Source organism: Paenibacillus sp. G34, assembly GCF_056856875.1.
The window spans coordinates 1109951-1122917 of record NZ_CM166469.1 but is presented as its reverse complement, the minus strand read 5'-3'; the positions used below and the strand labels follow the sequence as shown (position 1 = coordinate 1122917).

General features: G+C 47.4%; 11 protein-coding genes. 4 read left to right on the top strand and 7 right to left on the bottom strand.

Annotation, left to right across the window (positions count from 1 at the left end; genetic code table 11):
• Positions 1 to 34 precede the first annotated feature (34 nt).
• From AC1VYS_RS04975 to AC1VYS_RS04965, 3 genes are all read right to left on the bottom strand, one after another.
• On the bottom strand, positions 35 to 871 hold the full coding sequence (locus AC1VYS_RS04975; RefSeq protein WP_482913259.1) for a sugar ABC transporter permease: 837 nt from the start codon (positions 869 to 871) through the stop codon (positions 35 to 37).
• Positions 868 to 2223, bottom strand: a complete 1356-nt coding sequence (locus AC1VYS_RS04970) for a carbohydrate ABC transporter permease (protein WP_090917488.1) — start codon at positions 2221 to 2223, stop codon at positions 868 to 870. Before AC1VYS_RS04970 ends, AC1VYS_RS04975 begins: the two co-directional genes overlap by 4 nt.
• A gap of 68 nt (positions 2224 to 2291) precedes the next feature.
• On the bottom strand, positions 2292 to 3581 hold the full coding sequence (locus tag AC1VYS_RS04965; RefSeq protein WP_482913258.1) for a sugar ABC transporter substrate-binding protein: 1290 nt from the start codon (positions 3579 to 3581) through the stop codon (positions 2292 to 2294).
• Between the two features lie 448 nt (positions 3582 to 4029).
• On the opposite strand from AC1VYS_RS04965, the gene AC1VYS_RS04960 reads away from it, so the two are divergent.
• Positions 4030 to 5064 (top strand): LacI family DNA-binding transcriptional regulator, encoded by a 1035-nt coding sequence (locus AC1VYS_RS04960; protein WP_482914912.1) that lies wholly within the window; start codon positions 4030 to 4032, stop codon positions 5062 to 5064.
• Between the two features lie 244 nt (positions 5065 to 5308).
• Here AC1VYS_RS04960 and AC1VYS_RS04955 read toward each other — a convergent pair whose 3' ends face one another.
• Complete coding sequence (locus AC1VYS_RS04955) at positions 5309 to 6067, bottom strand: SDR family oxidoreductase (RefSeq protein WP_482913257.1); 759 nt, start codon at positions 6065 to 6067, stop codon at positions 5309 to 5311.
• A 194-nt stretch (positions 6068 to 6261) separates the two neighbouring features.
• On the opposite strand from AC1VYS_RS04955, the gene AC1VYS_RS04950 reads away from it, so the two are divergent.
• The 3 genes from AC1VYS_RS04950 to AC1VYS_RS04940 all read left to right on the top strand — a co-directional run bounded on the left by AC1VYS_RS04950 (position 6262) and on the right by AC1VYS_RS04940 (position 8802).
• Positions 6262 to 6852, top strand: coding sequence for a TetR/AcrR family transcriptional regulator (locus tag AC1VYS_RS04950; RefSeq protein WP_482913256.1), 591 nt, complete (start codon positions 6262 to 6264; stop codon positions 6850 to 6852).
• 93 nt (positions 6853 to 6945) lie between these two features.
• On the top strand, positions 6946 to 7989 hold the full coding sequence (locus tag AC1VYS_RS04945) for a cupin domain-containing protein (protein WP_482913255.1): 1044 nt from the start codon (positions 6946 to 6948) through the stop codon (positions 7987 to 7989).
• A 93-nt stretch (positions 7990 to 8082) separates the two neighbouring features.
• Entirely contained in the window at positions 8083 to 8802 is a 720-nt protein-coding gene (locus AC1VYS_RS04940; protein WP_482913254.1) for a YoaK family protein, read from the top strand.
• A gap of 73 nt (positions 8803 to 8875) precedes the next feature.
• On the opposite strand, the gene AC1VYS_RS04935 is transcribed toward AC1VYS_RS04940, so the two are convergent.
• The 3 genes from AC1VYS_RS04935 to AC1VYS_RS04925 all read right to left on the bottom strand — a co-directional run bounded on the left by AC1VYS_RS04935 (position 8876) and on the right by AC1VYS_RS04925 (position 12524).
• Positions 8876 to 10015, bottom strand: a complete 1140-nt coding sequence (locus AC1VYS_RS04935) for a toxic anion resistance protein (protein ID WP_482913253.1) — start codon at positions 10013 to 10015, stop codon at positions 8876 to 8878.
• Positions 10016 to 10091: 76 nt separating this feature from the next.
• Positions 10092 to 11780 (bottom strand): vWA domain-containing protein, encoded by a 1689-nt coding sequence (locus tag AC1VYS_RS04930; RefSeq protein ID WP_482913252.1) that lies wholly within the window; start codon positions 11778 to 11780, stop codon positions 10092 to 10094.
• A 12-nt stretch (positions 11781 to 11792) separates the two neighbouring features.
• Positions 11793 to 12524, bottom strand: a complete 732-nt coding sequence (locus tag AC1VYS_RS04925) for a hypothetical protein (RefSeq protein WP_482913251.1) — start codon at positions 12522 to 12524, stop codon at positions 11793 to 11795.
• Positions 12525 to 12967: the final 443 nt, after the last annotated feature.

Genomic DNA, 12967 nt, shown 5'->3' with positions numbered 1-12967 from the left:
AAGTGAAGTTGATCTCTGGAGGTCATAGAGAGCGTTAACCTTTGGACGCCCCTGTTGTCAGACCCTGAACGAGGAAACGCTGCAAGAACACAAACAACAGGGTAATTGGAATAGCAATCAATACGGCTCCTGCAGCAAACATCGTGAAATTACTGTCCTGATATCGATTCACGAGATCCCACATGCCCACGGCCAGAGTCCAGTTCTCCTTGGTACGCAGCACCAGTCGGGCAAAAATAAAATCCATCCATGCCCCTGTGAAGCTGGTTAAGGCGACGTATGTCAGCATCGGCTTGGATAACGGAAGGATGATGCTGGTGAACACACGCAGATGACTTGCACCATCGATACGAGCTGCTTCATCCAGACTGCGCGGGATGGTGTCAAAGAAACCTTTGACGATGAATCCGCCCAGTACCGCCCCCGAGGAATAGACCAGAATAAGTGCAGCATGCGTGTCGAGCAGTTTGATTTGCAGCAAAATAATATAGATGGCAATCATGCTCATGAAACTTGGAAACATGCCCAGAATGAGCATGGTGGACAGAATCGTTTTACGCCCCCGAAAACGGAACCGTGATAACGCGTACATCCCTAGCGTCACCATTAATGTAGAGAAAATCATCGTGAAGAAGGCGATTTTCAGCGTATTCATATACCATCTGCCGTACATAAAGGAAGGGTTGTTAAACAGCTCGCCATAGTGAGAAAGAGTGAAACTTTCCGGCCATAAGCGTTCACTAAATAACGCGGCACCAGGACGCAGGGACGACAGAAAAATCCACAGCACAGGATAAACGGATACGATGGCAATAATCACTAAAAGCACGTAACTGAGCGTCAAACGAATTGGATTGTTGCGTTTCTTCATTGGATCATGTCCTCCTCCTTGAATGATTTGGAGCGGCGGAAATTCCAGATGGAGAAGGTAGCAATAATCAGGAAGATGATGATACCTACCGCAGAAGCCATATTGAATTTATTATTGTCGAGTGTGAGTTTGTAGAGCCAGGTCACCAGCAAATCCGTTGCCCCAGCATACTGATAGTCTCCGCGAAGCGGGTTACCGTTCGTTAACAGGAAAATGACGTTGAAGTTGTTGAAGTTTCCGGCAAACTGCATAATCAGCACCGGTGTCGTGGCAAATAAAATGAACGGCATCGTAATAATCTTGAACTTCTGGAACGCAGAAGCGCCGTCTACTTCGGCTGCCTCATACAGATCACGCGGAATAGCGGTAAGCACACCCAAAATGAGCACCATGCTGACCGGAATACCGATCCACATGTTGACGACAATGACAGTAACTTTGGCCCAGAACGGGTCCGTCAGCCAAGGCAAGCCTTCCAGTCCGAATGCTCGCATATACGTATTGATCGGCCCAAACTGACCGTTGAACAGATTGCGCATCAATAGCAACGATATAATCTGTGGAATGGCATAAGGCAAAATAAAAATGGTACGCCACAACTTTTTGAAGCGGATGCCTTTCTGTTCAATTAACAATGCTACAAGTACTCCGCCGAAGTACGTCGTTACTGTCGCCAAGACAGCCCAGATGACTGTCCAGGTGAGCACCCCGTAGAACGTCTGGCTCCAGGATTTGAGCTGGATCAAATCCGTAAATGTTTTGAACCCTACCCAGTCCACCAGTTTCGCTGGTGGAATATGATCCGGTGCGGCATAGTTCGTAAACGCAATCGTAACGGTGAACAGAATCGGCATGATTGTAAAAAACAGAATACCGAGTGCCGGGATGGACAGGAACAGATACGGAAAATTTTTGTCCATTACATTACGCATCGTTGCCGCGGCTCCCAACGTCGGTTTCCCTTGCTCTCTTGCAAGTCCGGTCATATACGCATCCCGGATGTTCAGGATGTAAACAAGCACAAACACAAAAAAGACCAGCAGCACAATAATTCCGTCAAGCAACAAAAAGATGGAATGGTCGCCCTTTTGAAGCACCGTTGAACCATTCACTTTCACAAAACGCTGTGTATTCTCCCCCAGTGTCCATATTCCCCATACCGCTTGGGACAGCCGAGGAAGCAGGTATGCAAGCCCTGCTCCCTCCAGCAGCAATAGAATAATGCCTTTAATCCACTGCCGATTATATAACTGTCCGAGACCTTGCAGTATGATGGAGCATATGGCTGCTGTCATCCGGTGCTGCTTTTCCCGATTGGGCTGGGCAGACACCGGGACATGCTGTTGCCGCATATGCTCCCTCCTCTCCGTTTGGTATCATTCATCGTTCACCGTTCATTCGTGTCATCGCTGTTACGTCATTATTGTGTGGTTGCCAGGCTCTCCTTAATCTGTTTCACAGCATTGTCGAGTGAGGCTTTGACATCCTTGCCGCTATCCCAAATATCTGTAATGGCTGACGAAATCGGTCCCCATACACTGTCCATGGCTGGAAGGGAAGGCATCGGTGTCGAGTTGTTGAATTGTTCAAGGAAGGCTTTGTTGATCGGATCTTCCTGCACTTTGGCGTCTGCCGCCACATTTTTGTTCGCTGGAAGTGTACCGTTCATATCAAAGTTCTCCATCTGGGCTTCTTCGTTCGAGAGGAACGCGGCCAGCAACTTGGAAGCATTAGGATACTGGGTAAACGCATTGACGTAATAGGCTTTGACACCCGAGAAGGAGGTCATCGGCTTGCCGTCAATAGCAGGAAGTGGAGCGACCCCAAAATCAATTCCCGCGTTGCGATAGTCGGCAATGGTCCAAGGTCCGTTAATATCCATAGCCAGCTTGCCGCTGGAGAACAGCCCTTTTTTGATATCGTAGTTCACATCGCCCATCTTAAGCGGCAATACTTCAGCCTTCAGCTTTTGGAGGAATTCTCCCCCCTTCTGCGCTCCTTCGTTGTTCAAACCGAGGTCACTGCTATCCATCCCGTTGTCCCCAAAGATATATCCACCCTGAGACGCTAGGAAGGCGTAGTTATAATAAAATTGCTGTAATTCCCACATCAGCGCATACTGATTGGATTTGGTATTGTTAAACGTTTTGGCAAAATCGATAATTTCATCAAAGTTTTTCGGTGCTTCGGGGTACAAGGCTTTGTTGTAAAAGAGGGCGTACGTTTCAACGCTGTACGGATATCCGTATAAAATGTCTTTGAACGTCACCGCTTTCAGCGCATTCTCGCTGGTATTGGTTGTAGTCTCGGCTTCGAAGATATCATTAGGCAAAATAAGTCCTGCTTCCGAGGCGCTGCCAATCTTGTCATGCGGGAATACAACGACATCGGCGGCAAGCCCGGCAGGGCCATCCGTCGTTAACTTGGTTACCTGATCCGTTGGCGGCAGTTCCTCCATTTTGACCGTGACACCATATTTTTCTTCGAATTTTTTGACTCGCTGCTCAATAAAGCCGCTCTGGTTTTTATCCTCCCAGATGACCAGTGTTGCACCCTCCTCCGGTTGGAGATTCTCTGCGGTCAGCTGAACGGTATCCTCTGGATTATCACTTGGAGCTGCTGGAGAAGAACTGCCACCGCCCCCAGTAGAGCATGCAGCTAGTGTAAAAGCCATTCCGATGGACAGAACTGTGCCTTGCCATTTTTTCATGTGAAGTGTCCCCTTTCCCTCTGTGTAGTTCAAGAAAATTTTGCGCTTTTCACCCTTTAGACGCCGTAGATTGTCAGGATTTGAGTTCCATATGAACCGTTGTACAAACGTTTGCTCAAAATGAAAAACATTGTTACTGATTTATCCGATATGTAGGGAGAAACAAGTTAAAAGTATGTAAATCCAATGATGTAAGCGCTATAATATATACCACATCATACAATATCAAACTTTCTTTGTACAAACGTTTGCACAAGCTGTATTTCTTCAAATTTAACCATATCCTGAATTTTGTTCACAGTAATTTCCTGTTTCCTTGATCTAACTCTTCCTTCCTTTATTTTGCTCCACTTGCATTCCGGGTTAACGAGTTAACAATTGATTTCTGGTACCCTTTGCATTACCATAGGAGAATGTTGAAATGATTGAATCAGAAGGGGTTTTTTACATGATTACGATCAAAGATATTGCCAAATTGGCGGGTGTTTCCCCTTCTACAGTGTCACGGGTGATTTCAGGCCATCCCAGAATCAGTACGGAAACATCTCTTAAAGTTAAACAAATTATGAAAGAGCTTAATTATCATCCCAATATGATGGCTAAGAGCCTTGTATCTAAAACAACGCAGACGCTTGGAATTATGCTACCTCGTCCTGCGGAGGAACTTTTTCAAAATTATTTCTTTGGAGAGTTATTACGCGGCATTATTACCCACGCGACTCGTAACAACTATGAATTACTGCTGTCCACCGAGACGTCCTCCGATGATGAATTACAGGCTATTTCCCGTCTCGTGCATGGCCGCCGGGTCGACGGCATTCTGTTGCTCGGTTCCAAACGGGATGATCCTATCATCTCTTTTCTCGAAGAGGAAAAATTCCCGTTTGTTCTCATTGGCCGAAGTGAGACACATCCGAATGCACCTATGGTCGACAACGATAATGTGCAGACCGCGTATGATGCAACGCAGCATCTTATTGCGCAGGGACACACACGCATCGGCTTTGTGAGCGGCCCGCCTGATATTACGTTATCGCATGATCGCATGCGTGGATATCGGAAGGCTCTTGAAGAATCCGGGTTAATGCCGACTAACGACTGGATTGTGGAGGGTGAATTTTTGCAAGAGAGCGGCTTCCGGGCGATGTCCCTTTTTATGTCGCTGCCCGACAGGCCTACCGCCATTGTAGTTATCGATGACAATGTCGCTTTTGGTGTGTTAAGAGCACTCGCGGAGCTAGGGTATCGGGTACCCGAGGATATCAGTGTGGTCAGTTTTAACAATATCGCGTTGTCCGAACTTGCTTCGCCTCCACTCAGTTCCATTGATATTGGAACCTATCAGCTCGGGTATACCGCAGTTCAGGTTCTACTCAAAATTCTTGGCAACGAGCCTCTCGCTCAGAATCCGGTTATTATCCCGCACCGCCTGATCGTACGTGAGTCCTCCCTATATATGAAGGCAAAACCCTTCCTGGGTTAAGCGCTCTACCTCATTTTTTGTGGAGTGCAAACGTTTGCCTTCATAAACTTAGACAAGTCATATGAGAAGCACAGTTGTCAAAAAAGCCGCATTTCTGCGGCTTTTCTTTTGCTTTCTACGACTTCATTTTTTTTGCTTTACTTTTTTTGCTTTATTTTTTCTACTCTATTTTCTTCACTTTATTTCCCTGTCCTTGCTAAGCGTCAGTACTATCCTGTACTTCAAGGCCCGATCTGCCATCAAATTAATACGAACTCCAGCCTGCATCAGCCGTAATGACGGTACCATTTACAAAGCTGGACTCGTCCGATCCGAGGAACAGAGCCACTTTGGCAATTTCTTCACTCGTTCCTACTCGCGGGTTGATCGCCATCCCCTGCTGCTGTCGTCCCGCACCGAACGGGTTAATGCCCGTCATGGATGCCCCGATGTTTGTCGCAACCGCTCCTGGTGCAATGGCATTACAACGAATACCTTGCTCGGCATACATGTATCCTGTATTTTTGGTAAAGCCCACCACAGCATGTTTGGAAGCCGTATATGCGGCTCCGGCCCGTCCACCGTGCAAGCCCCCTGCTGAAGCAATATTGACAATAATACCTTGCTGTTTCTCCAGGAAGATTGGCAGTACTTTACGTGTGGTACGCATCACACTTGTTGTGTTCACAGCAAAAACCTTTTCCCACCGCTCATCGCTAATATCTGCAGCCGGCTCCATCCCATCCATGATACCCGCATTGTTGACCAGAATGTCTACTGTACCGTATTTACTCACCGTTTGATCAATAAGTTGCTGCACATCTTCTTCTTTCGCTACATTGGCCAGTAGAACGAATGCTTCTCCACCCTTTGCCTCGATCTCTTGAACAACAGCCTGAGCAGCTTCTTCGTTGATATCGGAAACAACGACCTTGGCTCCTTCTTGCGCATACAATGCGGCGATGGCTTTCCCCATTCCTGATCCTGCACCTGTGACAATGGCCACTTTATTTTGAAGTTTCATTTGTTTATGCCTCCTTTAAAATGTATTCGTTTACATAAAAATAACAAACAAATGTTCATTATCTCTTATCCTTAGTATAATAAGTCATAGCTTTTCGATACAATCAGTAAAAGTCTGTCCAAATGTACGTTAAACAACAGGCTTTCACCTGTTTGTATATTATCTTTTAATAAATACACCCGGGAGGAATTCCAATGCCTGAAACATCAGACGCGATGGATCGACGAATCCGCAAATCCAAAGCTGCCCTGAAGGAGGCACTCCTTCATTTGATGCAGAAGCGAAATTTCAAGGCAATCTCCATTTCGGATATTGTGCAGCAAGCTGATCTGAATCGGGGAACCTTTTACAGACATTATCAATACAAGGAAGACCTGTTCAACGAAATCCTGCATGATGTGACTCACGATCTGGTGACCTCCTTCCGCAAGCCTTACGAGGGGATGGAGGATTTTCAAGTTGGGCAAATGCCCTCTTCCGCCATTGCCATCTTCGAACATGTGCATCAGCACGCCCAATTCTACACTCTCGTTGTGCAATCGGAAGCTTCATCCAGCTTTCAGCGTATGATCTGTGATGTGCTGCGGGATCTGTCTTTGCAGGATCTGACTCATACTTTCCCGCCCCATATTAACCCGGAACTTCTCGCAAGTTATCAGTCTCACGCCATATTCGGCATGATCATGGAGTGGATTAGGCAGGATTTCAAACACAGTCCCACCTACATGGCGGAAGAGTTATTTAAAATTATTCATTACACGCCAGCACAACGATTAAAAAGATGAATATTTTCTCAAAATATGGGTATAATATTATAGTTATATTCAATTATTTACACATTGTCTAGTGAATTCAAATTTGAAGCAGGAGGAATGATGATGAAATCTTTCAAGTATCGTCTTGAGCAAAAAGAACCCCGTACCGGGCCCGGCGGTATTACTCGCGGAGCCTCGGTTCACGACTTCCCCGCATCCATCGGCATTGCGGGAGTATCCATGCGCCTGGAACCAGGCGGCATGCGTGAACTGCACTGGCATGCAAACGCAGCCGAGTGGGCATATGTGATCAGCGGTTCCTGCCGCACCACCGTTATCCATCCGGACGGACATGCGTATACCGATACCTTCGAACCCGGTGATGTATGGTATTTCCCACGCGGATACGGTCATTCCATTCAGGGTCTCGGACCGGACGAGTGCCACTTCATTTTGATTTTTGACAATGGGGACTTTTCGGAGGATCACACGTTCAGCATTACTGATTTTCTGACTCAGACGCCAGACGCCATTGTTGCCCAGAACCTTGGTATCTCCCTCGAACAAGCAGGCAAGCTCAATCAGGGGGAAGCTTATTTTGCCAAAGGTCCGGTACCGGATGACAGTTCCTCCTCTGCGACTTATCGACGTAACTCGGAACTGACCACTCCTCATCGGTATCCCTTGCATGCCAAACAGCCACGCCGAGCACCAGGCGGCGGTACGCAGCGTACGGTAACGGTCGAAGACTTTCCGATCTCCACCACGATGGCGGGTTCTCTGATTGAACTTCAACCGGGCGCCCTGCGGGAACTACACTGGCACCCCAATGCGGATGAGTGGCAGTACTATATCAGCGGCACTGCCGAAATGACCGTGTTTCTCGCTGAAGGACAAGCCGTCACTGAACAGTTCGAAGCTGGAGATGTTGGATACGCCCCGATGGGTGCGGGGCATTACATCAAAAATACGGGCGATGACGTCTGCCGTGTACTTATTGGATTCAACAGTGGACACTATGAAGCCATTGATCTGAGTGAGTGGATCTCAGGCAATCCGGTAGATGTACTCTCCACCAATCTGGGCATGTCCCGTGAGGAGGCAGAACAGCTTCCTGACGATACCCTGTTTATTGCACCGGATAAGCATAAGGAAAGCTCGTCGTAAAAGAGACAACTCTGGTGATATACGCCATGACATCGCTTTCCAATCGAGATCAAGAAAGCTGAAGACCCATTGGAACGATTGGGGGAGACGTCTATGACTTCCATGCAAGATTTACCGTCCTCACATAATCACGAGCCAAGGATCGGACATACCCTAGAACGTCTGGAGCCGGGACTTTCCCGGCTTTTGTTATCGTCTATGCTGGTGCTGCTTGCCGGTTTTATCGATTCAATCGGGTATCTGGGAATGGGTAAAATTTATTTGTCCTTTATGAGCGGCAACAGCACCAAGCTGGGTATCGCGCTTTTTGAGGCTAATTACGGGGTGTGGGCTACAACTGGCATAGTCATTTTGTTATTCATTGCAGGAGCCTTTGTCGGCACGTTCATTACTGAATGTTGGAGCAAGAAACACATGACGCTGATCTTAAGTGTCGAATGTATATTGTTTCTCTTGGCCGTTATACTGCTCTTGCAGTCCCACAAGCCATATATTATGTTCCCGATCGCTATGGCGATGGGCATGCAAAATACAATGCATCAGATGGTTGCCCATGCAGATGTAGGCAAAGGCTTTGTATCGGGTACGCTTTTTGGTATCGGTCAGGCCTTGGCCAAAGCTGTACGCGGCAAAGCTCCGGCGTCCGAGTGGGCCGTGCTGGCACTGTCTTGGTTTATTTTTGTCATCGGTGCGGCCCTGGGTGCCTTGATGCTTACCTATGGCGGTCTGTTTCTGTCCCTTCTTGCAGCTCTGTTGTTTCTTGTCCTGGTTATCCCGTATGTCGTTTATATGCAGCGTACAAAAAACGGTTGACCCCGAATCTGCGGATCAACCGTTTTTTGAGTTCTCTAATATAAATAATGATATCTACAAACCAAGCTATGGATCACAAACCAAGCTTCTGCCCTTTTTCCAATCGCTGAATCTGCTGTTCTCCTGTCTCCGCCAGTTCACGGAACTGACCGATCGTCTCACGCATTCTAGGCAGAGCTTCCTGTTTGTAGACCGAGATCGAGTCCAGTGCGGACAGCACATCCGTAAAAGCTTGCTTCATCGTATCTACCGAGATACTTGCCTCGTAAGCCTGCTTCTGGATGGCCGTCCCCTGATCTTTCAACATTTTGGATGTACCGGCGATCAGATCGTTGGTGGTGCGGTTAAGCAGTTCAATCTTCTGCAAGACGATCTTCTGATTGTATAGTGCACTGGCAACGGTGACCGCAATCTTCAGCGCAGAGATCGTCACATTTTTCGCCCGATCCACACCACGGATGAGTTCCTTGTTGTTGCGAATGACCACTTCAATCGCCATGATTCCCTGCTGATTTACGACCAGCATCTGCTGCAAATCCATGACTCGCTGACGGAGCGGAAACAATACTTCTTCGGTAATAAAACGAACCTTCTCCGGGTCTTCATCCCGAACTTTGGCTGCCTCAATCTGTGTATCAATCGATTCATCCATCAGCATGCCGAGCTGAATTTCCTTCTGCAGCCGCTTGGTCAGTTCGCGCAGGCTCTGCTGCTCGATCTCAAGCGTGGTGTTGTCATTACGCAGCGTGGCGCGGCCCTTGTCGAGTGAAACGACAATATCGGCGATGACGGCGTCGGCTTTCTGGTACTTGAGGAAATACGCGCGCAGCGGGTTGAACAGCTTGCCCAGAAAGCCGGTTTTGGCGAAATCGACCACGCTTGGGTCGAGATCCTTCAGTTGCATATGCAGCTCGGTCAAACCTTTGGCGACCTGACCGCCCTCGTCTCCCGTCTTGGACAAATGTCCAACGGAGACTTGAAGCAACGCGTTTTTCTCAGAAGAGGATCGCATGGTGTTCATGCCAAAGCCGTCAATGGATTGCAAAATTTCTTTGCGCTTCTCCAGGGATTCCAGGTCCAGGTTCATAATCATATCCACATTCGAAGTTGCTACCTGCTGCAGTTCCGCCACCTCGGCCGGCACCGGTTTGATCTCTTCTTCAATGACTTTTTGAATTTCCTTCTGGCTCGGTATTTCCATTGTAAACGACATTCGCAGTTCCCCCTTTTGGTTACATCCGTATCTGCTTACATATGAACGTTAATAACATCTGTACGTTAATCTAGACTTACATCTGTACGTTAAACAAGTTTCCGATTTTGTAGACGACATCGTCGGTGTCCGCATTAATACTCGCTGCCTCGTTTATGCTCGAGATGCTCTCCAGGGCTTTGATGTCGGCGTTATATCCAATCGTGTAGATCGGCACTTTATACGTTTCCACCAGCTCTCGAATATCTTTGAGCGAATGTCCTTCGTTCGTCTCGCCATCACTGAGGACAAAGATCAGCGGTTTCACGTTAGGGTTTGCCGCTTTGTAATCCTCCAGCATTTTCATTGCAACCACGATGCCGTCAAATGTTGCTGTCCCCCCACTTGCTTGCAAACTATCCACCGTTCCGACAAACATGGATTGCTGGTTTGTATCATATTTCGCAATCGGCAGATTCACGGTCACGTCACTGGAGTAAGAAACCAAACCAATGCTGTTGTCGGTACCAAGGTACTTCTGGCCTTTGCGCAAAGATTCTTTAAGACGGTTGAGCGGTTCCCCCGCCATACTTCCGGATACGTCTGTCACAAACACCGCGGCGATTGGATTACTGCCATTCTTCTTCTCTTTCCATACTTTCTGCGCGGACAGCAATGTTTCACCATCCACCGTAGCCAGCTCCGATTTGTAATCTTGCAGACCGTTGAATCCGAACTCTACTGCCTTTTTCTGATACTGCTCTTGCGTGACAAAATCAGCGAACTTCTGGATGATCTCCTGCTTGTTCTGCGGCAATTGACCCAGTGCATACAGCGGGCTGTCATGCCTTACACCGAATGGAGTAAACACATATCCGCTCTTCAGATCGGCCGTATTCACATAGGTCTGATATTCCAGTACAAAAGCATCCAGCCTGCCCGACTTGGCCGCTTCCCGCATCTGAATCGTAGTGGACGCTGTGAATGGTACATTCGCCTGGAATTTCTCAAATCCTTGGATCGCTTTCTCGCCCAGCGGATTCGCGCTGTCATACGTATTTAATGCGGTAACCAAAAAGTTCAGTCCTGTAGAACTCGCAAACGGATCGGTATATCCCATCGTCAGCTCATTATTGGCAATGGCCTCGGTTATCGTTTTCACATTCACAGAACCGTAAGTGTTCACCAGTGCATCATATTTCGCTTTGGAGATGACGATGCCCGGCACGTTGCCAACAAGCCGCTTCGAGATGAGCTTGGTCTTCACTCCACTGGCTTCCACCATCTCGCCCCACAATTCATTGGAAGGTGTGAAAGCATCTGGAACATATTTGCCGGACTTGATGTAATCCGTGGCTGTACCCGAAGCAATGTTGCGGATTTTGACCGATACCTGTTTGCCGCCGGCCGTGATGTTAGCTTGGTTAAATGCCTCTGCGACCTCGGTTAACCATCCATCCACGCCGCTGCCCGACTTCTCGGTGGAGGAGAAAATTTCGACGAAATCATTGGTGGTGTTCTCTACTGTAACCGGGAATTTTGAAATGTCCGGGAGGGATTCTGCAACATCCACGGGATCGAGGTCAATCTGTCCTTTCACCGGTTCCGCCGTAGCTGGCGCAATGTCCGCGTACAATTTGCCGAGTTCCTTACCTGCATTTTCGGTCGTGACCTGTGTAGTAGACTTGCCAAAGTTCGATGTCAGTGTGATTCCTCCATAAACGAGACCAAACACAAGTACCAGCATGATGATCGATATGAGAAAAAACTTTCCTTTCTTTGCCATTGGTGCAACCCCTCACTGTCTATATAATTTGGTGTGCTTGATTAACTGATCAATCTCCTGCATACAAGGCATCTGCTCAATATCTCCAGCTTCAACACTGTCCAGGCGCGAAATCTCCAGCAACAGTTGATCCAGCTTCAATAAAATCTCTTCATTCGTGTGAAGTGAATCCTTCACGTAGGTCAGGTAATCGTTGTACACTTTCGTTTTCTCCTGAAAAATCTTCTGCGGGATCGTGGAGGATTTGGCTTTCATCATGCTGGCATAATCGGCTTCATCGAAGACGTTCAGTCGATTCAGTATGCTGCGAATGTTCAGATATAACAGCTTCTCTACCTCTTCCGTAACCGAAGCGAATTTCTTAAAGCTCAGTTCGCCGGGATCAAACCGTTGATGAAGCACGTTCATCAGGGTTTCCTTTTTCTTTTTCATCCGGTTCAATTGGGACAACCCGAGCGTAATATCTTCTTCAAGGATTTTGATGCGTCTGTAAAAAGATAAAGCCTCCACGTAATCTTCATGGGTTTCGATCTGTCTCACGGGTAGAACCACCGGCTGTTTGAACAATAAATTGTAACTGCCATAGAAGAGTGCAAGCACGCTACCAAAGAGTAGCGTCACGGAAAGTGCGGTCTGGAACGCATTCTCTCCGAATCCAAGTCCAGCAAAACCCGGGGAGAAGGCCAGAACATTCACGGCCACGATGCCGATAATGAGCCCAAACAATTGTATGTACCTGGTCATGGTCGATCCTAAGGCCTCCTTTCATGTTAGATATTAGGACTAAATGTCGTATATTCCCTGTCTCTCATCTTCTTATTGTACATGATGTGAACGCTCTCAGGTGGATAGGATTGGAAAATAAATAGGATAATTACGTTAATATTAGAGCGCTATAAAGTAGATGTTAGACTTGAAGTTTGAGTGATTGTCCAGTGAATTCATATGATTTTCGAATGATTCTTGCCTGATATTTAAAAGAGAACTCGCGCTGGTATGGGTACTGTACTCCATAAGCTATGATGCCGGAGCAGTATTCTTCATAGTAATATACGTGGATAGAGCTTATCCCATTATCCTTTTTACGGACAAAACAGAACGAGCTTCACAACTTGCAGATAAGAAGAACTGCTGGACAACCAGGACCTACGGAGGCGCGTTAGTGGTGAAAGAAATGTTATCCGGTA

Coding starts and splice junctions, on each gene's coding strand:
- AC1VYS_RS04975 (WP_482913259.1), bottom strand. CDS start 871: ATGAAGAAACGCAACAATCCAATTCGTTTGACGCTCAGTTACGTGCTT.
- AC1VYS_RS04925 (WP_482913251.1), bottom strand. CDS start 12,524: ATGACCAGGTACATACAATTGTTTGGGCTCATTATCGGCATCGTGGCC.
- AC1VYS_RS04930 (WP_482913252.1), bottom strand. CDS start 11,780: ATGGCAAAGAAAGGAAAGTTTTTTCTCATATCGATCATCATGCTGGTA.
- AC1VYS_RS04945 (WP_482913255.1), top strand. CDS start 6,946: ATGAAATCTTTCAAGTATCGTCTTGAGCAAAAAGAACCCCGTACCGGG.
- AC1VYS_RS04955 (WP_482913257.1), bottom strand. CDS start 6,067: ATGAAACTTCAAAATAAAGTGGCCATTGTCACAGGTGCAGGATCAGGA.
- AC1VYS_RS04950 (WP_482913256.1), top strand. CDS start 6,262: ATGCCTGAAACATCAGACGCGATGGATCGACGAATCCGCAAATCCAAA.
- AC1VYS_RS04940 (WP_482913254.1), top strand. CDS start 8,083: ATGACTTCCATGCAAGATTTACCGTCCTCACATAATCACGAGCCAAGG.
- AC1VYS_RS04960 (WP_482914912.1), top strand. CDS start 4,030: ATGATTACGATCAAAGATATTGCCAAATTGGCGGGTGTTTCCCCTTCT.
- AC1VYS_RS04965 (WP_482913258.1), bottom strand. CDS start 3,581: ATGAAAAAATGGCAAGGCACAGTTCTGTCCATCGGAATGGCTTTTACA.
- AC1VYS_RS04970 (WP_090917488.1), bottom strand. CDS start 2,223: ATGCGGCAACAGCATGTCCCGGTGTCTGCCCAGCCCAATCGGGAAAAG.
- AC1VYS_RS04935 (WP_482913253.1), bottom strand. CDS start 10,015: ATGTCGTTTACAATGGAAATACCGAGCCAGAAGGAAATTCAAAAAGTC.